A 21,391-nucleotide genomic window follows, 5' to 3' on the forward strand; every position below is an offset into this window, starting at 1 on the left:
AAATCCGTCACATTCCTCGGTGCGGTCCCGCGGGCGGCGTCAGCTCTTGCAGATACGGATTGCTCGCGCGCTCGCGGCCGATCGTCGTCTGGGGGCCGTGGCCGGACAGGACGACGGTCTCGTCCGGCAGGGGCAGACACACCCGGGACAACGAGCGCAACATCTGCGCGTGATCGCCGCCGGGCAGGTCGGTGCGTCCGATGGAGCCGGCGAACAGCAGGTCACCCGAGTACAGGATGGGCGGGATGTCCGCGCTTCCCTGGGTGCCGAAGGCCACCGACCCCTGTGTATGGCCGGGCGCATGATGGACCGTCAGCTCAAGGCCCGCGAGTTCGAGCACGGCGCCGTCGGTGAGCAGGCGCACGTCCTCGGGTTCGGTGAAGGTCATCCCGCCGAACAACTGCTGTCCCACGCCGAGCGACAGGCCCTTGGCCGGGTCGGAGAGCAGGTCGCGGTCGTCGGGGTGGATCCACGCGGACACCTTGTGCTCGGCGCACACCGGTACCACCGAGAACATGTGATCGATGTGCCCGTGGGTCAACACCACCGCCACCGGGCGCAGCCCGTGCTCGCGGACGATGTCCTGTACGCCGTCGAACGCGTCCTGCCCGGGGTCGACGATCACGCACTCCTCGCCGGCGCCCGGAGCGACCACGTAACAGTTGGTCTGGAAGGACCCTGCGGGGAACCCGGCGACGATCACGTTCGTCCTCTCGGTCTCGGGGTCTTCCGGCGACGGGGGCAAGCACGGAAGTATGCGGCGGACGTGGGAATCGGATACGAGACTACCGGCGCGCGGGGGCGGATCGCGAACCGGTTCCGGGGGTGCGTGCCTAGACTGTGCGCGAGCTGCGGCCGGTTCTGCGCGTGTGGGATCACCGCAGGTCGGGACCGGTACACCGATCCCGTCACGGTGCCGGAAGCCGTCGTCCGGCGCAGGCTCGGTCGCACGGCCGTCCGGGTCGAGTCCCATCCACATCGAGTCCGTTCGAACCATTCGAATCCAGGAGAGCACGCGGTGGTCACCAAACAGCAGCGCCAGCGACAGCTCGCGCGCGAGAAGTTCGAGCGCCAGCAGCAGCGACGCGGGACCGCGCACGCACGCCGGCGCCGGCGCAATCAGGTCGTCGCCGCGGTCGCGGCGGTGGTCGTGGTGGCGGGTGGCGGGGCGTGGCTCGCGGTGGCGACGAGTGACGACGACAAGGACGACAAGAAGACGAACGCGGCGAACACCCCGCCGAGCACGCAGCCCTCCGCGCCGCAGTCGCCGCCGCCCGCCGCCAAGCCGAAGACGTGTGCGGCGCCGGCGCCGGGCGAGCCGACGAAGGAGCAGTTCGGCGCGGAGCCCGCGATGTCGATCGACACCGCGGGCGCGTACACGATGACGCTCAAGACCACCTGCGGCGAGGTCAAGGTCGCCCTGGACGCGGCCAAGGCGCCGCACACGGTGAACTCGTTCGCGTTCCTGGCGGGCAAGAAGTTCTTCGACCACACCAAGTGCCACCGGCTGACCACGGGCGGCCTGGCGGTGCTCCAGTGCGGCGACCCGACCGGCACCGGCACGGGTGGTCCGGGGTACAAGTTCGTCGACGAGAACCTGGGCACCGCCGGCGCGGACGGCACCGCGCCCTACCCCGCGGGCACGGTGGCGATGGCGAACTCCGGTCCCGGCACCAACGGCAGCCAGTTCTTCCTGGTCACCGGGGACAGCAAACTGCCGCCGAACTACACCCCGTTCGGCAAGGTCACCGGCGGGATGGACGTCCTGCAGAAGATCGCCGCCGCGGGCACCGAGGACGGCGGCAGCGACGGCGCGCCGCACGAGAACGTGGTCCTCGACAGCGTGACCGTGGCCAAGTAGCAACCGACCGCACGCGTGTTCCACCGCGACTCCCCGGGCACGGCCCGGCCCGCGCCCGGGGGGTCCTGTGTAGAGTGCGCCGCATTCAGCATCGAAGGAGGCCGCTGTGAGCAGCGACCCGTGGGGCCGCGTGGACGAGCAGGGAAACGTCTTTGTCAAGACGGCGGACGGTGAACGCTCCGTCGGTTCGTGGCAGGCGGGTTCCCCGGACGAGGCCCTGGCCTACTTCCGGCGCAAGTACGAGGGACTCGCCGTCGAGGTGGAGTTGCTCGCGCGACGGGTACGGACCACCGACCTTGCGCCCAAGGACGCCCACCACGCGATCGAGCGCCTGCGCGCGAGCATCGTCGACGCGAACGCGGTCGGCGATCTGGAATCGCTGGTCAAGCGCCTGGACGCGCTGGTGACCGTGGTGGATTCCAAGCGCGAGGAGCGCAAGGCCACCCGCGCGAAGGCGCAGGAGGAGGCGCAGGGCGCCAAGGAGCGGATCGTCGCCGAGGCCGAGCAGCTGGGCCAGAGCACGGACTGGCGACCGGCCGGCGAGCGACTGCGCGCGCTGGTGGACGCCTGGAAGGCCGTGCCGCGCCTGGACCGCAAGGCCGACGACGAACTGTGGCACCGGTTCTCCCAGGCCCGGTCCAACTTCGCCAAGCGCCGCAAGGCGCACTTCGCGGAGCTGGACGGTCAGCGCGACAGCGCCAAGCGGGTCAAGGAGAAGTTGGTCGAGGCGGCCGAGGCGCTGTCCTCGTCCACCGACTGGACCGACACCGCGGCGCGCTACCGCGACCTGATGAACGACTGGAAGGCCGCCGGTCGGGCCCAGCGCGATGTCGAGGAAGAGCTGTGGCAGCGCTTCCGGGCCGCGCAGGACGTGTTCTTCGCGGCGCGCAGCGAGGTGTTCGCCGAGCGCGACTCCGAGCAGCGGGAGAACCAGGCCGCGAAGGAGGTGCTGCTCGTCGAGGCCGAGGCGATCCTTCCGGTGACGGACGTCAAGGCGGCCCGGGCGGCGCTGCGCTCGATCAACGATCGCTGGGAGGCCATCGGCCACGTCCCGCGCGATGCCCGGCCGAGGATGGAGGCCCGGCTTCAGACGGTCGAGCGGGCCATCCGCGAGGCCGAGGAGGAGCTGTGGAAGCGCACGAACCCGGAGGCCCGGGCTCGCGCGCAGGCGGCGGTGGACCAGATCCAGGCATCCATCGACAAGCTCACCCAGCAGGCGGAGAAGGCCCGCGCGGCGGGCAACGAGCGCAAGCTGCGCGAGGCCGAGGAGTCGATCGCGGCTCGCGCGCAGTGGCTGGCCGAGGCGAACAAGGCGCTGGAGGAGTTCTCCGGCTGAGCGGGTCGAGCGGCCGGCCGGACGGGCCGAGCGGTTCGAGTCGCGCGGGCGCGCGCGTACGCGGACTCCTCGCGTAGGCGCGGCCGGCGCCGCGACGCGGCGACGCACACCAGGCACGGGCGGACCCGGATCGGCAATCAGCCGGTCCGGGTCCGCCCGTGCCTGGTGTGCGGCCCGTTATCGGTCCGCCCCCGTCCGACGCGCGAGTGCCGGAACCGGGCCGCTGCTCGCTCTCGCGGCGGGGACACGCAACCCCTCGGCGCGCGCCCGCCGCGTACCTCCTCGGCCGCCGAGCCGACGCGATCGGGCGATCAGTCGATCCGCGTCCACCCCTCGCGCTGTCGGCCCCACCACGTCCGACGCGCGGATGCCGCAAACGGGCCGCTGCTCGCTCTCCTGGCGGGCCCGCCGCGCAGCGCGCGCACCCGCGGCGCGTCCCCTCCGGCCGCCGAGTCGACGCGATCGCCCGTGTCCCTCGCAGGTCCGCCTCACCGGTCGGCGTGCGCCGAGCCGGTCCGACCTAGCGGATCACCCCGGGACACCTCGCGGCCGTCGATCCTGGTCCGGCAGTCCCGGCGCGGCCGAGCCCACCGCGTTCGCGGCCCGCCTTCGGTCACACTCGCGACCGACCGCTCCCGAACGCCCCACCCCGCCCGCAGGCATCGCGGCGGCTCCGAGCGCCGCCCACAGCGCCCCGCCTCGCTCCCCCGGATGCGATGACCGAGCGGCGCCGGAAAACCCTCCCGACGCCGCCTCCCGCCCCGCGACGGGCTACTGCTGCCGCCCGCTGGTCACCCGGTACGCGTCGAACACGCCCTCGACCCCGCGTACCGCCTTGAGCACGTGCCCCAGGTGCTTCGGATCGCCCATCTCGAAGGTGAACCGGCTCACCGCGACCCGGTCGCGCGTGGTGGCCACCGACGCCGACAGGATGTTCACGTGCTGGTCCGACAACACGCGCGTGATGTCCGACAACAACCGGGACCGATCGAGCGCCTGCACCTCTATCGCCACCAGGAACACCGAGGACGCGGTCGGCGCCCACTCGACGTCGACGATGCGCTCCGACTGCCGGGACAACGACTCCACGTTGCCGCAGTCCTGGCGGTGCACCGAGACGCCGTTGCCCCGGGTGACGAATCCGATGATCGGATCGCCGGGCACCGGCGTGCAGCAGCGGGACAACTTGACCCAGATGTCGTCGACACCCTTGACCACCACGCCCGGATTGCCGGTCGAACGCGGCCGGCGCCGGGTGGTGGTCGGCCGGGTCGCCTCGGCCAGGTCCTCGGTCGCGCCCTCCTCGCCGCCCAGCGACTCGACCAGGCGCTGCACGATGGTCTGCGCCGAGACGTGCCCCTCGCCGATCGCGGCGTACAGCGAGGAGATGTCGGGGTAGCGCAACTCGTGCGCCAGCGTCACCAGCGTGTCCCCGCCGCCCGACATCAGCCGCTGCAGCGGCAGGCCCTGCTTGCGCATGGCCCGGGTCAGGCCCTCCTTGCCCTGCTCGATCGCCTCCTCGCGGCGCTCCTTGGAGAACCACTGGCGGATCTTGTTGCGCGCCCGGGGCGACTTCACGAAGCCGAGCCAGTCGTGGCTGGGCGCCGCGGTCTCGCTCTTGGAGGTGAACACCTCCACCAGGTCGCCGTTGTCCAACCGGCTCTCCAGCGGCACCAGCCGCCCGTTCACCCGGGCGCCGATGGTGCGGTGTCCCACCTCGGTGTGCACCGCGTAGGCGAAGTCGACCGGGGTCGAGCCGGCCGGCAGCGCTATCACGTCGCCCTTGGGCGTGAAGACGAAGACCTCCTGGCTGGAGAGGTCGAAGCGCAGCGACTCCAGGAACTCGCCCGGATCCTCGGTCTCCCGCTGCCAGTCCAGGAGTTGGCGCAGCCACGCCATGTCGTTGGCCGGGTCCTCGCCCTTGCGCGCGGACTTGGTGTCGGTCTTCGCGGCGCCCTTGGCACCGACCGCCTCGGCCTTGTACTTCCAGTGCGCGGCGATGCCGTACTCGGCGCGGCGGTGCATGTCGAAGGTGCGGATCTGCAGTTCGACGGGCTTGCCCTCGGGCCCGATCACCGTCGTGTGCAAGGACTGGTACATGTTGAACTTGGGCATCGCGATGTAGTCCTTGAACCGCCCGGGCACGGGGTTCCAGCGCGCGTGGATCGTGCCGAGCGCCGCGTAGCAGTCGCGGACCGAGTCGACCAGGACCCGGATGCCCACCAGGTCGTAGATCTCGGTGAACTCGCGGCCGCGCACGATCATCTTCTGGTAGACCGAGTAGTAGTGCTTCGGCCGCCCGGTCACCGTCGCCTTGATCCGCGCCGAGCGCAGGTCGCCCTGCACCTGGTCGGTGACCAGGGCCAGGTATTCGTCCCGCTTGGGCGCGCGCTCGGCGACCAGGCGCACGATCTCGTCGTACATCTTGGGGTAGAGGATGGCGAAGGCCAGGTCCTCCAGCTCCCACTTGATCGTGTTCATGCCCAGGCGGTGCGCCAGCGGGGCGTAGATCTCGAGCGTCTCGCGGGCCTTGCGCTCCTGCTTCTCCCGCTTGAGGTAGCGCATGGTGCGCATGTTGTGCAGCCGGTCGGCGAGCTTGATCACCAGCACGCGCGGGTCCTTGGCCATCGCGATGACCATCTTGCGCACGGTCTCGGCCTGCGCCGCCTCGCCGAACTTGACCTTGTCCAGCTTGGTCACGCCGTCCACGAGCATCGCGACGGTGTCGCCGAAGTCGCGGCGCAGCGCGTCGAGCCCGTAGTCGGTGTCCTCGACGGTGTCGTGCAGCAGTCCGGCCATCAGCGTCGGCGGGTCCATGCCCAGCTCGGCCAGGATGGTGGCGACTGCGAGCGGGTGGGTGATGTACGGGTCGCCGCTCTTGCGCCGCTGGCCGCGATGCCAGCGCTCGGCGGTGGTGTAGGCGCGCTCGATCTGGCGCAGGTCGGCCTTGGGGTCGTTGACCCGGACCACCCGCAGCAGCGGCTCCAGGACCGGGTTGTAGACGCTGTTGCGCTGCACGCCCAGGCGGGCCAGGCGGGCGCGGACCCGGCTGGGCCCGTCCACCCGCAACGAGCGCGAGCGCTCGCCGGTGCGCGAGGCGCCCGCCGCGCCGGGTGCCGCCTTGGCGACCGGTCGCGGGCCTCGGGCCTCGGGTCCGGCCGCACCGGCCGCGGGGCCGCTGTGGCCGTCGCTGCCACGGGGGCCGTCGGCGCTGTCCTCGGACGCGGGGCCGCGGGTCTCACCCGGGCCGGGCCGGTTCGCGGGCGGCTCGGCCGACGCCGCGGGCCGCTCCTGCGGCGGTTCGGCGTGCGCGTCGGCGCGGGCCCGGGCAGGAGCCTCCTCGGCTCCTCCGGCGCTCACCGGCGGATGACCCGCGGGTCCCGGTGTGGCACGTGTGGCGTCGTCCGAGGGAGCCGCGTGTTCGACGGCATCCCCCGAGGACGACGCGACGGGCGCGACCTCGTCCGGCAAGGGAACTCCTCCCACAGATGACGGAAATTCCATCGTACTGACCCGCGCCGTCGACACTCGGCCATCCGGTTCGGCGGCCGCCGAAACGGCGGAGGCCGGAGGCTCCCCGGCTGGGGCGCCTCCGGCCTTCGGACACCGGCCGCGGGCGGCGTGTCACACGACGATGAACGACTCCAGCGCGCCGTCCGGCAACACCGGCGCGAGCCGGGCCCGGCCGGCCAGGAAGCCGAGTTCGAGCAGGACCTCGACCCCGACCACCTCGGCTCCGGCCCGCCGGACCAGGTCGATCGTGGCCTCGACGGTCCCGCCGGTGGCGAGCACGTCGTCGATCACGAGCACCCGGTCACCGGCCTCGAACGCGTCCTGGTGCACCTCGAGGGTGGCCGAGCCGTATTCCAGCTCGTAGGACTGCGCGTAGGTGGCGCACGGCAGCTTGCCCGCCTTGCGCACCGGCACGAAGCCGGCCCGGGCCCGCAGGGCGACCGGAGCGGCGAGGATGAAGCCGCGGGCCTCGATCCCCACCACCTTGTCCACCCGGCCGGCGCAGCGCTCGGCCAGCGCGTCGACCAGGGCCGCGAAGGCGACCGGGTCGGCGAGCAGCGGCGAGATGTCCTTGAACACCACGCCCGGCTTCGGCCAGTCCGGCACGTCCCGGATCCGGCTGTCGAGCAGTTTGCGCAGCTCGTCGGGGTCGGTGGCCATCAGCGCTTCCTCTTGCCGCCGGGACGGGTGCGCGCCCGGCCGCGCGCGGCGCCGGCACGCGCCGCGCCGCCCTGCGCGGGTACGGTCTCGTCCTCGTCCGCCTCGCTCTGCTCGTCCACGTCCGGGTGACCCTCGGCCTGGTCCGCGGGGATGCCCGCGGCCTCGGCGGCCTTGGCCGCCTTCGCCTCGGACGCCCGACGCTGGGCCACCTTCTTCGCGAGCAGCCGCATCTCCGGCGACCGCTCCTTGAGGTCGGCCAGTATCGGCGTGGCGATGAAGATCGACGAGAACGCACCGGCGGCCAGGCCCACGAACAGTGACAGCGCGATGTCCTTGAGCATGCCCGCGCCCAGCAGCCCGCCACCGACGAACAACAGCGAGGCGACCGGAAGCAGGGCGACCACGGTGGTGTTGATCGAGCGCACCAGGGTCTGGTTCAGACCCGCGTTGGCCGCTTCGCTGTAGGTGCGCTTGGTCTGCTTGGTGATGTTCTTGGTGTTCTCCTTGACCGTGTCGAATACCACGACCGTGTCGTACAGGGAGTAACCGAGAATCGTCAGCAGACCGATCACCGTGCCCGGCGTCACCTCGAAGCCCACCAGGGCGTACACCCCGATGGTGATCACGATGTCGTGGATGAGCGCGACCAACGCCGCCACGGCCATACGCCACTCGAAGGCGAAAGTGAGGTAGATCACCACCAGGATCATGAAGATCACCAGGCCCTGGAGGGCCTTCTTGGAGATCTCCTTGCCCCAGCTGGGACCGACCACCTGCGTGTTGATCTTGTCGGGCGCGACCTTCAGATCCTTGGCGATGGCCGCCGCGATCTGCTTGGTCTTGTCCGCGTCGGACTCGGCGAGCTGGATCCGCAGACCGCTGCCGCCGACCTTTTGCACTATGGCCTCGGTGCCGTCGGTGAACGGCTCCACCGCCTTGCGCGCGTCGCCCTGCGAGGCCGGTGTGTCCTGGATGGTGTAGACGGACCCGCCCTTGAACTCGATGCCCTCGTGCAGCCCGCGGCCGAGCAGGCCGCCGACCGCGAGCACCAGGATCAGCGCCGAGATCGAGTACCAGATCTTCTTGCGACCGACGAAGTCGAACGAGACGTCACCGTGGTGCAGCCGGACGCCGATGTTCTTGATGTCACCGAAGCGACTCATCACGCCTCCTTCACGCCGGGCGCGCGCCCACGGGAGCGACGACCGCGATACGACTGGCGCTGATTGGCACCGAGCGCGACGGGGTCGAGGCCGGACCACTTGTGGCCGTCCGCGAAGAACCTGCGCCGGGCGAGGATCGTCATGAGCGGCTTGGTGAACAGGAACACCACCACGACGTCGAGCAGCGTGGTCAGGCCGAGCGTGAACGCGAAGCCCTGGACCTTGCCGACCGAGACGATGTAGAGCACCGCGGCGGCCAGGAACGACACCGCGTCGGACACCAGGATGGTGCGCCGGGCGCGGGGCCACGCCTTCTCCACTGCGGGTCGCAACGTGCGACCCTCACGGATCTCGTCCCGGATGCGTTCGAAGTACACGATGAACGAGTCCACCGTGATACCGATCGCGGCGATCGCGCCGCAGACCGCCGGCAGGTTGAGTGCGAAGCCGATGCTTCGGCCGAGCAGACACATGATGGCGTAGGTCAGGGCCGCCGAGACCACCAGACTCGCGATGCTCACCAGGCCGAGGCCGCGGTAGTAGAACAGCGAGTACAGGATGACCAGGACGATGCCGATCGCACCCGCGATCAGACCGCCCCGGAGCTGGTCGCCACCGAGCGAGGCGGACACCGTGGTCACGTCGCTCTTGGTGAAGGACAGCGGGAGCGCGCCGTACTTGAGCACGTTCTCCAGGTCCTTGGCCGAGCTGCGCGAGAAGTCGCCCGAGATCACCGCGCTGCCGCCGGGGATCTCCGCCTTGACCGACGGGGCGGAGACGACCACACCGTCCAGGTCGATCGCGAAGCGGTTGGTCGGGTACTTGCCCTGCGCCAGGTCACCGGTGATCTTGGTGAACTTGCCGGTGCCGGAGTCGCTGAACTTCAGCTCGACTTCCCAGCCACCGACGGAACCGTTCTGCGGCAGCTGCGCCTTCGACGAGGACACGTCGGTGCCGGGGATCAGCACCGGGCCCAGGATGTACTTCTCGGCGTTCTCGCCCTGGGTGCGGCTGCACGCCACGGTGGGCTTGTCCTCCGGAATGGGCTCCGTACCCAGGCCCCGGTTCTCCGGGAGGTTGCAGTCCAGATTGGTGTACTTCGCGCGCAGCTCGGGCGTGATGCCGTTCGCGTCGGCGCCGGCCGGCGGGGTGTTCGCCGGAGGCGTCGCGGGCGGAGTCGTCGCGGGCGGAGTCGTCGGCGGCGGCGTCGGGGCACCGGACGCGTCCTTCAGGTTCGGGATCACCCGGCCCTGCGGCTTGTTCGACTCGGCAGCCGGCGGCGTACCCGCGGGCGGGGTGCTCGCCGGCGGCGCGCTCGCGGGCGGCGTCGACGGCGGGGTCAGCGGCAGCTTGGTCCCGCTCTGGGGAGCGACCGGCCCGGCCTCGAGCACGGGACGGAAGAACAGCTTCGCGGTCTGTCCGACCTGCTCCGCCGTCTCCTTCTCGTTCTTGCCCTTGGGGATGCTGATGACGATGTTCTTGTCGCCCTCGGTCTGCACCTCCGCCTCGGACACACCGAACGCGTTGACGCGCTGGCGGATGATCTCCACCGCGGTCTGCATGTTCGTCTTGTTGACCGCGCCGTTACGGCCCTGGTCGGCCTTTGCGGTGAGCGTGACACTCGTGCCGCCCGCGAGGTCGATGCCCAGACGTGGGGTCTTGTCCCCGGTCGAGAACATGATCGCGTACAACGCCACGATCACGACCCCGATGAAGGCAAGGACCCGTCCCGGGTGCCCTCGGGAACTCGATTTCGGTGCTGCCACCTTCGCCCAATCTCCCTCTCGATGCCGCCGCGTCGGGATTGCCCCACGGTCGCCGGCACGGCACGGCGCCCGACGGATGGTCGGGCGCTCTCGTATCCGGGGTGTCACCCCCGGTCACATGACTGTATTGCTCCGCGGTGGCCCTGGGACCACCGCGGCCACCACGAGCCGAGCTAGTCCTGCTTGTCGTCCTTGCGCAGCCGGTCGCCGGTCTCGGGCGCCTTGCTCGCGCCCTCGGCCTTGGTCACGTCCACGGTCTTGCCGTCCGCGGCGTCGGCGTCCTCGCCGGCCTCGGGCTTCTTGTCCAGACGTACGGCGTCGTCGCCGGGCTCGGCGGCGTCGTCGTGCTCGTCGTCGGCCTCGTCGTCCTCGGGCTCGTCGCCGGAGGACAGGACGGCCGCGATGGCGCTCTTCACGAAGCGGCAGTGCACGTCGGGGGCCACCTCAAGGATGACGGAATCGTCCTCGACCTCGGTGACCGTCGCGTACAGACCCGCGATCGTACGGACCTCGGCCCCCGGAACCAGCGAGTTCTGCGTTTCCATGGCCTGTCGCTGGCGTGCCTTCCCGGGCTTGATGATCAGGAAGTAGAACACCACGACGATGATTACTGGCAGGAGGAGGGTAAGCGGGTCCACGGCTTGAAACGATTCCTTCCCAAGGCCGCGCGGCGGCCCGGACGGTGACACTCGGCCGGCCACGGCGCGGCAGCCTCGGCGGAGTCTAGACGGGTACTTACTACAGGAACAACGACTACCGGCCGCATGCGTTCCCGACACGCAGCGGCCTCACTCGGTTGCATCCTTACCGGTCACGGCGCCGTTGTCGAACAACACGCTCTGTTGTGCGCCGTGCCGATCGGGCAGCGCCCCCTGTGGGGGGTTCAGTCCCAGATGCGCCCACGCCTTGGCGGTGGCCACCCGGCCGCGGGGCGTGCGGGCCAGGAAACCGCTGCGGACCAGGAACGGTTCGGCGACCTCCTCGACCGTCTCGGTCTCCTCCCCCACCGCCACGGCCAGCGTGGACAGGCCCACCGGACCGCCGCTGAACAGCGTGGCCAGAGCCTGGAGCACGGCCCGGTCCAGCCGGTCCAGACCCAGCGCGTCCACCTCGTAGACGTCGAGCGCGCGGGCCGCGATGTCCCGGTCGACCTTGCCGTTCGCCCGCACCTGCGCGTAGTCGCGGACCCGGCGCAGCAGCCGGTTGGCAATCCGCGGCGTGCCCCGCGAGCGGCCGGCGATCTCCGCCCCGCCCTCGGCGGACAACTCGACGTCGAGCAATCTTGCCGAACGATTCAGTACCCGTTCGAGTTCGGCGGGCGCGTAGAAGTCCATGTGTCCGGTGAAGCCGAACCTGTCGCGCAGCGGCGGCGGCAGCAGTCCCGCCCGGGTGGTCGCGCCCACCAGGGTGAACGGCGGCAGGTCCAGCGGGATGGCGGTGGCCCCGGGTCCCTTGCCGACGATGATGTCGACCCGGAAGTCCTCCATCGCCATGTACAACATCTCCTCGGCGGGCCGCGACATGCGGTGGATCTCGTCGAGGAACAACACCTCGCCCTCGGACAGCGAGGACAGGATCGCGGCCAGGTCGCCTGCGTGCTGGATGGCCGGGCCCGAGGTGATCCGGATCGGTACGCCCATCTCGGCCGCGATGATCATCGACAGCGTGGTCTTGCCGAGCCCGGGCGGGCCGGACAGCAGCACGTGGTCCGCGGTCGCGCCGCGGCCGAGCGCCGCGGTCAGCACCAGGGACAACTGCTCGCGCACCCGCTCCTGGCCGATGAACTCGTCCAGGTTCTTCGGGCGCAGCGCGGCCTCGACGGCCTGCTCCTCGCCGTCCGCCTCGGCGGTCACCAGGCGTTCGCCGTCCTGCGTCATCGTGTTCCGCCCAGGGTCGTGGTCGTACGGCCTGCGTTCATCCTGCCGGACGCCGGCGACATCCCCGGCACCGCGCTTGCCGCGTCGTGGCCGGCTCGCCGGGAGGGGTTCATCGGCGGTTCAGGCCGCGCAGGGCCGATTTGAGCAGGGCGCCGATGTCGGGGGTCGCGGCGCCGTCGGCCTCGGGGGCGACCGCGTCGACCGCCTCCTCCGCCTCGCGGGCGGCGTAGCCCAGGCCGACCAGGGCGGCGTGCAACTGGTCGCGCCAGCCCGCGCTCACCGGGCCGGCGACGCCGACCGCGCCGGTGGGCGCGCCGAGCTTGTCCTTCAGGTCCAGGAGCAGCTTCTGCGCGCCCTTGGGGCCGATCCCGGGTACGGCGGTCAGCGCCTTGGCGTCCTTGGCGGCGACCGCGGCGCGCAGCGCGTCGGGGCTGTACACGGCGATCATCGCGAGGGCCAGCTTCGGGCCCACCCCGTTGGCGGTCTGCAATACCTCGAACGTGCGCTTCTCGTCGTCGTCGGCGAAGCCGAACAGGGTGAGCGAGTCCTCCCGGACCACCAGCGACGTGGCCAGTCGCGCCGGTGTGCCGACCCGCAGGCCGGCGAGCGTGGTGGGTGTGCACTGCACGGCCAGGCCGACCCCGCCGACCTCGACGACGGCGGTGTCGGGGCCGATGCCGGCCACCGTTCCGGAGACGAACGCGATCACCCGAGTGCTCCTGCGTGGTTGGTGAGGTGGGGCGGTGTGGCCGGGGCGGCCCCGGTCAGCGGCGGGTGCCGCGCGGGAGCCGGCCGGCCGGGGTGCGGGCCGCGGCGACCGCCGCCGCGAGCCGGTCGGAGGCGCCGCCGCGCCAGATGTGGCAGATCGCCAACGCCACCGCGTCGGCGGCGTCGGCCGGTTTCGGCGGACCGTCCAGGCGCAGGATACGCGTCACCATGGCGCCGATCTGGGCCTTGTCGGCGCGCCCGCTGCCGGTCACCGCGGCCTTGACCTCGCTGGGCGTGTGCAGCGTGACCGGCAATCCGCGCCGCGCGGCGCACACGATGGCCACGGCGGAGGCCTGCGCGGTGCCCATCACGGTGCTCACGTTGTGCTGGCTGAACACCCGCTCGACCGCGACGCAGTCCGGGCGGTGCCGCTCCAGCCACTCCTCGATGCCCTGTTCGATGCCGAGGAGTCGGGCGTCGATCGTGGCGTCAGCGGGTGTGCGCACGACGCCGGCCTCGATCATCCGCAGCGGTTTGCCCACCGCGCCGTCGACGACGCCCACGCCGCATCGGGTCAGACCGGGGTCGACCCCCAAGACCCGCATGCCGCGCCCCTCTCGTGTCGTATTCGCCTCGCGTTCGCGGCGTTCCCGTGTGGTTCCCGCGTCGTCGCCTGTCGCATCGCGGCAACCGGCCCCCGATACGAACACGTGTTCGCCCGAGGAAACCCTAGTGCAGCCGCGCCGATCCCCTCGGTATCGCCACTCCGTGATCACTCGTTCGAGCGACACGTAGGCTTGTCCCGATCGATAACGCCCCGATGACAGCCCTGTGACGATCGTTGCCCAAGCGGCCCGGTCGCCGACGGGGAGCCCGCACGGGCAGCGCTAGGGTCGCTTGCAGACTGCTCCCCGCTCGCCGCCCGGAAGGTTTTCATGCCGTCGCCGTCCATGCCGGTCGTGGTGACCCCACCGGCCGCCGAGAAGGGTGCGACCAGGATGCCGGCGGCCCCCGACACCGTGTTCGCGGACGGCCTCGCAGAGCGTGTGCGACTCGGCGGCGCCGAAGCGCTCGGCCGTGCGCGGGCGTCCTTCCGCCCGGCGCGCACGGCGGTGTTCGGGTATCTGATCGCGCGCGCGATCAACCTCGTCGTGCTCGCCCTGATGGCGCTGGCGACGGGCAAGCCGTTCTGGTCGAAGCTGGGCTCCTGGGACGGTGCGTGGTTCCGCGACATCGCCGACTTCGGTTACGTGGACAAGATCCCGGTCTCCCCGACCGGCAAGCCGTACTGGACCAACGTCGAGTTCTTCCCCGGCTACCCGTGGGCGGTCCGTCTGGTCTGCGACCTGACCGGGCTGTCCGCGCTCAACGCCGGGATGGTCGTCACGGCGGTCGCCGGCGTGGTGGCCGCGTGGGGGTTGTACGCGCTCGGGCGCGAACTGACCGGCAGCCACCGGGTGGCCACCCTGTTCGCGCTGCTTTGGGGGGTGGCGCCGGGTTCGATGGTGCTCACCATGGTCTACTCCGAGGCGCTGTTCGTGGCGTTCGCCTCGTGGGGCCTGCTGGCGGTGGTGCGCCGACAGTGGACCCTGGCCTGCGTGTTGTGCCTGTTCGCGGGGCTGACCCGCAACACCGCGTTCGCGCTGGTCGCGGCGCTGGGGGTGACGGCGCTCGCGGTCGTGCTGCGGCGGCGGGAGGACGGCACGCGGGTGGGCCTGATGGCGCCCGAGGCGCGGCGCCCGGTGCTGGCCACGCTGATCTCGCCGCTGGCCTGCGTGGGCTTCATCGCGTGGGTGGGTTGGCTGGCCGGGCGCCCCGACGGGTGGATGTGGATCCAGGACAAGGCCTTCAACCTGCGGTTCGACGGGGGCATAAGCACCGTCCAGTGGATGAACAAGTACCTCACCCACCTGGGCCGACCGATCTACGTGGTCTGCACGTTCGTGATCATCCTGTCGGTGGCGCTGATGATCTGGTCGTTCCGCGACCGCCGGATCCCGCTGTCGGTACACGTCTACGGCGCCGTGGTGATGTTCCTGGCGCTGACCACGAGCAACGGCTGGTTCTTCCACTCCAAGCCGCGCTTCATGCTGCCGGCCTTCACCATCCTGCTGCCGCTGGCCCGACTGATGGTCAAGTGGCCGCGCGGGGTGGTGATCTCGATCCTGGTGGCCGGGGCGGCGTTCTCCGGGTGGTACGTGGGTTTCCTGCTGTACGTGATAAACACCAACCCGTAGCCGGGGGGGGGCGAACCCGAATGTATGTGGGGCCGACGGCGGTTGCCGTCGGCCCCACATACATTCGGAAAATCCGACCTACTCGTCGATCTTCGCCATGATCTCGTCCGACACGTCGAAGTTCGCCCAGACCTCCTGGACGTCGTCGCTGTCCTCCAGGGCCTCGATCAGCCGGAAGATCTTGCGCGCGCCGTCCTCGTCCAGCTCGACCGAGACGCTGGGCAGGAAGTTGGCGTCGGCCGAGTCGTAGTCGATCCCGGCGTCGACGAGCGCGGTGCGCACGGCGACCATGTCGGTGGCCTCGCTGACCACCTCGTAGGTCTCGCCCAGGTCGTTGACCTCCTCGGCACCGGCGTCGAGCACCGCGCCCAGGATGTCGTCCTCGCTCAGGCCGTTCTTCGGCACGATCACAACGCCCTTGCGGGTGAACATGTACGACACCGACCCCGGGTCGGCCATCGAGCCGCCGTTGCGCGTCATCGCGACCCGCACGTCGGACGCCGCGCGGTTGCGGTTGTCGGTCAGGCACTCGATCAGCACCGCGACACCGTTCGGCCCGTACCCCTCGTACGTGATCGACTGGTAGTCGGCGCCGCCGGCCTCCGCACCGGAGCCGCGCTTGACCGCGCGGTCGATGTTGTCGTTCGGGACCGAGGACTTCTTGGCCTTCTGAATGGCGTCGTAGAGCGTCGGGTTGCCGGCGACGTCACCGCCGCCGGTGCGGGCCGCCACCTCGACGTTCTTGATCAGCTTGGCGAAGAGCTTTCCGCGCCTGGCGTCGATGACGGCCTTTTTGTGCTTGGTGGTCGCCCACTTCGAGTGGCCGGACATCCGCCTCTACTCCTTCGGGTCGCGGGTGCGCTGCACGGACCTGTACAGGCTGGAAGATCCTACCGGCGCGCGGACTCAGAGCGTGGCACGGACCATGTCCACGAAGTACGCGTGCACGCGCCGGTCGGGGGTGAGCTCGGGGTGGAAGGACGTGGCGAGCAGGTTGCCCTGGCGAACCGCCACGATCCGGTCGCCGTACGGCTCGGCGCTCAGCCGGGCCAGCACCTCGACCTCGGCGCCGACCGACTCGACCCACGGGGCCCGGATGAACACGCCGTGGATGGGGTCGCCGCCGTCGAGGCCGGCGAACGGGACGTCGGCCTCGAACGAGTCGTTCTGGCGCCCGAACGCGTTGCGCCGCACGATCATGTCGATCCCGCCGACCGTCTCCTGGTCCTCGCGGCCGTCCAGGATCTTGTCCGCGAGCATGATCATGCCCGCGCACGAGCCGTAGACCGGCATGCCCTCGGCAACGCGCGCGCGCAGCGTCGGGAACAGGCCGAAGGAGACCGCGAGCTTGGACATCGTGGTCGACTCGCCACCGGGTATGACGAGCGCGTCGAGGTCGGCGAACTCCTCGACCTTGCGCACCGGGCGCGCGATCGCGTCGAGTTCGGCCAGCGCGATGGCGTGTTCGCGCACGTCGCCCTGGAGGGCGAGGACACCGATGATGGGGGTGGTGGACACGTCAACCTCGTCCGGTCGTAGGTACCGAGCCGGGGGGGGCGGCCGGGGGGGGGGGGGGCCGCCCCGCCCCGCGGGCGGGTGGTGGGGGGCGGGCCCGCCCCCGCCCGCGGGGGGGCGGGCGGGGGGGGGGGGGGGGGGTGTGTTTGGCGGGCGCGGGGGGGGGCGTCCCCCGGGTTGGGGGGGGTGGGGCACCGTAACCCCGCGGGGGGTGGTGGGGCCGGCGCGGGCCCCCGGGGGGGGGGGGGTGGGGCCCCGGCCCACGGCATGTGCGAAGTGCCGCGGGACTACCAGCCGCGGCCGGCGTAGCGCTGCTCGGCGGGGAGGGTGTCGATGTTGATGCCGACCATCGCCTCGCCCAGACCGCGCGAGACCTTGGCGATCACGTCCGGGTCGTCGAAGTGCAGGGTCGCGTCCACGATCGCCTTGGCGCGCTTGGCCGGGTCGCCCGACTTGAAGATGCCGGAGCCGACGAACACGCCCTCGGCGCCGAGCTGCATCATCATCGACGCGTCGGCGGGGGTGGCGATGCCGCCCGCGGTGAACAGCACCACCGGCAGCTTGCCGGCCTCGGCGACCTCCTTGACCAGCGCGTACGGCGCCTGGAGGTTCTTCGCGGCGACGAACAGCTCGTCCTCGTCGAGGACCGAGAGCGCCTTGATGTCCTTGAGGATGGTGCGCATGTGGCGGGTGGCCTCGACCACGTTGCCGGTGCCGGCCTCGCCCTTGGAGCGGATCATCGCCGCGCCCTCGGTGATCCGGCGCAGCGCCTCGCCGAGGTTGGTCGCGCCACACACGAAGGGGGTGGTGAAGCGCCACTTGTTGATGTGGTTCGACTCGTCGGCCGGGGTGAGCACCTCGGACTCGTCGATGTAGTCCACGCCGAGCGACTGGAGCACCTGGGCCTCGGCGAAGTGGCCGATGCGGGCCTTGGCCATCACGGGGATGGACACGGCGCCGATGATGCCGTCGATCATGTCGGGGTCGGACATGCGCGCGACGCCGCCGTCCTTGCGGATGTCGGCCGGCACGCGCTCGAGCGCCATGACGGCGACCGCGCCCGCGTCCTCGGCGATCTTCGCCTGCTCGGCGTTGACGACGTCCATGATCACGCCGCCCTTGAGCTGCTCGGCCATGCCGCGCTTGACCAGGTCGGTGCCGGTCTGGGGGGTTGCGGGGGTGGTGGACACGGATGACCTCACACAGATGCGATCGACGACGGTTGGCTCCATCGTACGGGTGATGTGGATCCTAATGTCATGCCACCCCGGCGAATTACCCGGGCCAATCTGTCCACGGTGGCCTGCACGTGGCTCCTGTCAGGACCCACCGGGCTGCAACGTGCGGGGTTCCTCGTCGTCCATCTCGAAGGTGACGGGGTACGGGGCGTGGCCGGCCAGCCGCAGGTAGCGCACCAATCGGTGCCGGCGCACCGCCCGCGCGCCGCGCACCGCGTCGTTGTGGAATCGCCGCGCCATCGGCACGCGGCGCACCGCGGTCTGCAGTTCCGCGACCAGTTCCTCGCCGCCGGGTCGCGCCCGCAGGTCGTCCGCCTGGGCCGGGTCCTCGAACAGGAACCGCAGCGCCCGGGTCAGATCGCTCTCCGCGACCTCACGCTCCTCCTCGGCGGCGTTGCGCGCCTCGTGCGCGGCGCCGGCCAGCACGAGCGAGGACGCCGGATCCAAAAGCCCCGAGGTGGCGATCTCCTGCGCCACGGCCGAGCGCCGCAACAACTGCGCGTCCAGGGCCGCCCGACTGGAGTCCACCCGCGCATGCAGCCGATCGAGCCGCCCGGCGGTCCAGCTCAGGTACACCCCGACCGCGAGCACGGCGATCAAGATCCAGATGACAGTCATCACCCGGCGACCCTAGTACGCGCCGCCGGGGACGTTCGCTATGCGGCGGGTGCTCCGGCGGTGACGGTTTCGTAGACGCCGAGGATGTCCGTGCCGACGGTCTCCCAGTCGTAGCGCCGCACGTGCTTGCGCCCGATCTCGCGCAACTCGTCCCGCCGCGCCGGGTCCCGCAACAGGCCCACGGCGGCGGCGGCGAGCGCCTCGGCGTCCTCCACCGCGAACAACTCCCCCGCCCGCCCGCCGTCCAGCACCTGGCGAAACGCGTCCAGGTCGCTCGCCAGCACCGGCGCCGCCGCCGACATCGCCTCGACCAGGATGATCCCGAAGCTCTCGCCGCCGGTGTTCGGCGCCACGTACACATCGACGCTGCGCAACAGCCGTGCCTTGTCCAGGTCGCTGACCATGCCGAGGAACGTGACCTGCCCGCGCAGCGCCTCCGGGAGATCCTCCACCGCCTCCTCCGCGTCGCCGCGTCCGGCGACCAGCAGTCGCACGCCGGGAAACGCCTCGACGATCCTCGGGAACGCCTCGATCAGGGTGGGAAGTCCCTTGCGCGACTCGTCGATTCGCCCGATGAAGCCGATGGTGGGCGCCTCGGGCGTGCCCTGCCACGCGGGCTCGACGGGCGCGTCGGCGAAGAAGCCGACATCGACCCCGTTCGGGATCACCACCGCGTCGCCGCCCAGGTGTTCGACCAGCGTACGGCGCGCGTACTCGCTGACCGCGATCCGCGCGCTGATCTTCTCCAGCGCGGGTTGCAGGATCGGGTAGGCCGCGATCATCGCGCGCGAGCGGGCGTTGGAGGTGTGGAACGTGGCCACCACCGGCCCGGACGCCGCCCAGCACGCGAGCAACGACAGGCTGGGGGTGGCCGGTTCGTGGATGTGCAGCACGTCGAAGTGCCCGTCGTGGATCCACCGCCGCACCCGCGCGGCGGACAGGAAGCCGAAGTTGAGCCGGGCCACCGAGCCGTTGTAGCGCACCGGCACGGCCCGCCCGGCCGGCACCACGTAGTCCGGCAGCGGGGTCTCGTCGTCGGCCGGCGCCAGGACCGAGACCTCGTGGCCGCGGGCGATCAGGTTCGCCGCCAGGTCCCGCACGTGGTACTGGACACCGCCCGGCACGTCCCACGAGTAGGGGCAGACGACGCCGATCCTCACTTGGCCCCCTCGATCCGGGCGAGCCGGCGTCGGTCCAGGTCGGCGAGCCACAGCGGCTGGAGCATGTGCCAGTCCTGCGGGTCGCGCGCGATCGCCCGCGCGTAGGCGTCGGCGACCTGCTGCGTCATCACCGCGATCTTCTCCCGGCGGGTGCCCTCGGCCGGCACCTCGATCTCCGGGTGCAGCGTGCCGCGGATGACCTTGCCGTCCCACGGGAGGGTGACCGGGATCAGCGCCGCGCCGGTCTGGACGGCCAGCGCGGCGGGCCCCGCCGCCATCCGGGTCGCCTCGCCGAAGAACGTCACCGGCACCCCGGCGGCGGTCAGGTCGCGGTCGGACAGCAGGCACAACAACCGGCCCTCGCGCAGCCGCCGCGCCAGCGTGCCGAACGTGTTGCCATCGCCGCCGGTCAGCGGCAGCACCTCCATGCCCAGCGACTCGCGATAGGCGACGAAGCGCCGGTAGAGCGACTCCGGCCGCAGCCGCTCGGCGACGGTGGTGAACGGATAGCCCTTGAGCGTGATCCAGGCGCCGGCGTGGTCCCAGTTGCCCATGTGCGGGAGGGCGAAGATGACGCCCTTGCCGCGCGCGCTGCACTCGTCCAGCAGCGTGACGTCGCACTCCATGCGGGACAGCACCGTCTCCTGGTCCCACACCGGAAGGCGGAACGCCTCCTGGTAGTAGCGCAGGTAGGACCGCATGCCCTCGCGCGAGACCTCGCGAATGCGCTCGGGTGTGGCGTCGGGCCCGAGCACGCGGCGCAGGTTGGCCTCGAGTTGCCGCACCCCGCCGCCGCGCCTGCGCCACGCGACGTCGGCAATCTGCCGAAAGAGCGCGGTGGCGACCGGTTCGGGCAGCCGCTTGACCACGGACCAGCCCAGGGCGTACCCGGTGTCGGCCAGTCGCTGCCCGACCTCGGTCATGCCTTGTCACCTCCGGGCAGTGCGTTGTCGATCGCGGACGCCGAGCGATGCACCGCGATCATCCGCTGGAAGACGGTGATCACGCTGCCCACGGCGATGAACCAGAGCGCCGCCTCCTGGATGTACGGCACACCGAGCCCGTCGAGACCGGTCGCCACCAGCGAGATGACCAGCCGTTCGGCCCGCTCGATCAACCCGGACACGTCGCACGCCAGCCCCAGGCTCTCGGCGCGGGCCTTGCAGTACGACACCACCTGGCCGGAGCCGAGGCAGACGATGGCCAGGATCGACATCCGCAGGTTGTCGCCGTCGCCCGCGAACCAGATCGCCAGCGCGCCGAAGATCGCGGCGTCCGCGACCCGGTCGAGCGTGGAGTCGAGGAACGCCCCCCACTTGGTCGAGCGCCCCAACTGGCGCGCCATGTTGCCGTCGACCAGGTCGGAGAAGATGAACGCGGTGATGACGAGCGTGCCGGTGAGGAACCAGCCGATCGGGAAGAACACCAGCGCCGCGACGACCACCCCGAGGGTGCCGATCAGCGTCACCGTGTCCGGACTCACGTTGTGGCGCAGCAGGAAACTCGCGAACGGGGTGAGCACACGCGTGAAGAAGGCACGAGCGTATTTGTTGAGCATCGCCTTCCCGAAGGATTGCCGGGGCGGCGGGGGATCCGAGGGACTCGACCCGCCTGGTGCGCCCATCGTACTGACGCGGTCGCACGTCCCGAGCCCCCCGTCGTCCGGGCGTGCCGCACCCGGGCGTGCCGCGTTGGAGAAGGGCGCGTACGGCGAGGACACTTGTACTCGGTCCGGCGTC

At 71.2% G+C, this 21,391-nt stretch carries 19 protein-coding genes; 3 read left to right on the forward strand and 16 right to left on the reverse strand.

Annotated elements, in window-relative coordinates; translation table 11 throughout:
- Positions 1-7: 7 nt before the first annotated feature.
- Positions 8-703, reverse strand: coding sequence for an MBL fold metallo-hydrolase (locus ACFXKZ_RS42635; protein ID WP_380010257.1), 696 nt, complete (start codon positions 701-703; stop codon positions 8-10).
- Positions 704-1,018: 315 nt separating this feature from the next.
- On the opposite strand from ACFXKZ_RS42635, the gene ACFXKZ_RS42640 reads away from it, so the two are divergent.
- On the forward strand, positions 1,019-1,861 hold the full coding sequence (locus ACFXKZ_RS42640; RefSeq protein WP_380010260.1) for a peptidylprolyl isomerase: 843 nt from the start codon (positions 1,019-1,021) through the stop codon (positions 1,859-1,861).
- Between the two features lie 106 nt (positions 1,862-1,967).
- Positions 1,968-3,197: a DUF349 domain-containing protein gene (locus tag ACFXKZ_RS42645; RefSeq protein WP_380010263.1), complete on the forward strand. Its 1,230-nt coding sequence runs from the start codon at positions 1,968-1,970 to the stop codon at positions 3,195-3,197.
- A 771-nt stretch (positions 3,198-3,968) separates the two neighbouring features.
- On the opposite strand, the gene ACFXKZ_RS42650 is transcribed toward ACFXKZ_RS42645, so the two are convergent.
- The 8 genes from ACFXKZ_RS42650 to ruvC form a co-directional block, all read right to left on the reverse strand.
- Positions 3,969-6,668: a RelA/SpoT family protein gene (locus ACFXKZ_RS42650; RefSeq protein ID WP_380010266.1), complete on the reverse strand. Its 2,700-nt coding sequence runs from the start codon at positions 6,666-6,668 to the stop codon at positions 3,969-3,971.
- Positions 6,669-6,821: 153 nt separating this feature from the next.
- A complete protein-coding gene (locus tag ACFXKZ_RS42655; protein ID WP_380010269.1) occupies positions 6,822-7,370 on the reverse strand; it encodes an adenine phosphoribosyltransferase in 549 nt (182 codons plus the stop codon).
- Entirely contained in the window at positions 7,370-8,533 is a 1,164-nt protein-coding gene (gene secF, locus ACFXKZ_RS42660) for a protein translocase subunit SecF (RefSeq protein ID WP_380010272.1), read from the reverse strand. The genes ACFXKZ_RS42655 and secF overlap by 1 nt, the downstream gene beginning before the upstream one ends.
- On the reverse strand, positions 8,533-10,299 hold the full coding sequence (gene secD / locus ACFXKZ_RS42665; protein ID WP_380010275.1) for a protein translocase subunit SecD: 1,767 nt from the start codon (positions 10,297-10,299) through the stop codon (positions 8,533-8,535). The genes secF and secD overlap by 1 nt, the downstream gene beginning before the upstream one ends.
- A 173-nt stretch (positions 10,300-10,472) precedes the next feature.
- Positions 10,473-10,937: a preprotein translocase subunit YajC gene (yajC, locus tag ACFXKZ_RS42670; RefSeq protein WP_380010278.1), complete on the reverse strand. Its 465-nt coding sequence runs from the start codon at positions 10,935-10,937 to the stop codon at positions 10,473-10,475.
- A 150-nt stretch (positions 10,938-11,087) separates the two neighbouring features.
- Positions 11,088-12,176 (reverse strand): Holliday junction branch migration DNA helicase RuvB, encoded by a 1,089-nt coding sequence (ruvB, locus tag ACFXKZ_RS42675; protein ID WP_380010281.1) that lies wholly within the window; start codon positions 12,174-12,176, stop codon positions 11,088-11,090.
- A gap of 109 nt (positions 12,177-12,285) precedes the next feature.
- Positions 12,286-12,885: a Holliday junction branch migration protein RuvA gene (gene ruvA, locus ACFXKZ_RS42680; protein WP_380010284.1), complete on the reverse strand. Its 600-nt coding sequence runs from the start codon at positions 12,883-12,885 to the stop codon at positions 12,286-12,288.
- A gap of 55 nt (positions 12,886-12,940) precedes the next feature.
- Positions 12,941-13,489: a crossover junction endodeoxyribonuclease RuvC gene (gene ruvC, locus ACFXKZ_RS42685; RefSeq protein WP_078974441.1), complete on the reverse strand. Its 549-nt coding sequence runs from the start codon at positions 13,487-13,489 to the stop codon at positions 12,941-12,943.
- 330 nt (positions 13,490-13,819) lie between these two features.
- Here ruvC and ACFXKZ_RS42690 point away from each other — a divergent pair, with 330 nt between their 5' ends.
- Positions 13,820-15,121, forward strand: coding sequence for a glycosyltransferase family 39 protein (locus tag ACFXKZ_RS42690; protein ID WP_380010288.1), 1,302 nt, complete (start codon positions 13,820-13,822; stop codon positions 15,119-15,121).
- A 78-nt stretch (positions 15,122-15,199) separates the two neighbouring features.
- Here the strand turns inward: ACFXKZ_RS42690 and ACFXKZ_RS42695 are convergent, their stop codons facing one another.
- The 7 genes from ACFXKZ_RS42695 to pgsA form a co-directional block, all read right to left on the reverse strand.
- Entirely contained in the window at positions 15,200-15,952 is a 753-nt protein-coding gene (locus tag ACFXKZ_RS42695; RefSeq protein ID WP_380010291.1) for a YebC/PmpR family DNA-binding transcriptional regulator, read from the reverse strand.
- 75 nt (positions 15,953-16,027) lie between these two features.
- Complete coding sequence (pdxT, locus tag ACFXKZ_RS42700) at positions 16,028-16,639, reverse strand: pyridoxal 5'-phosphate synthase glutaminase subunit PdxT (protein WP_380010294.1); 612 nt, start codon at positions 16,637-16,639, stop codon at positions 16,028-16,030.
- 284 nt (positions 16,640-16,923) lie between these two features.
- Positions 16,924-17,868 (reverse strand): pyridoxal 5'-phosphate synthase lyase subunit PdxS, encoded by a 945-nt coding sequence (pdxS, locus tag ACFXKZ_RS42705; RefSeq protein ID WP_078974445.1) that lies wholly within the window; start codon positions 17,866-17,868, stop codon positions 16,924-16,926.
- Between the two features lie 87 nt (positions 17,869-17,955).
- Entirely contained in the window at positions 17,956-18,492 is a 537-nt protein-coding gene (locus ACFXKZ_RS42710; protein WP_380010413.1) for a hypothetical protein, read from the reverse strand.
- A gap of 38 nt (positions 18,493-18,530) precedes the next feature.
- Positions 18,531-19,652: a glycosyltransferase family 4 protein gene (locus tag ACFXKZ_RS42715; RefSeq protein WP_380010298.1), complete on the reverse strand. Its 1,122-nt coding sequence runs from the start codon at positions 19,650-19,652 to the stop codon at positions 18,531-18,533.
- A complete protein-coding gene (locus ACFXKZ_RS42720; protein ID WP_380010301.1) occupies positions 19,649-20,575 on the reverse strand; it encodes a phosphatidylinositol mannoside acyltransferase in 927 nt (308 codons plus the stop codon). The genes ACFXKZ_RS42715 and ACFXKZ_RS42720 overlap by 4 nt, the downstream gene beginning before the upstream one ends.
- Positions 20,572-21,276 carry a phosphatidylinositol phosphate synthase gene (pgsA, locus tag ACFXKZ_RS42725; protein ID WP_380010304.1) on the reverse strand — a complete coding sequence of 235 codons (705 nt, stop codon included), beginning with the start codon at positions 21,274-21,276 and terminating at the stop codon, positions 20,572-20,574. The genes ACFXKZ_RS42720 and pgsA overlap by 4 nt, the downstream gene beginning before the upstream one ends.
- Positions 21,277-21,391 lie beyond the last annotated feature (115 nt).

Source organism: Embleya sp. NPDC059237 (genome assembly GCF_042754105.1).
Lineage (GTDB): Bacteria > Actinomycetota > Actinomycetes > Streptomycetales > Streptomycetaceae > Embleya.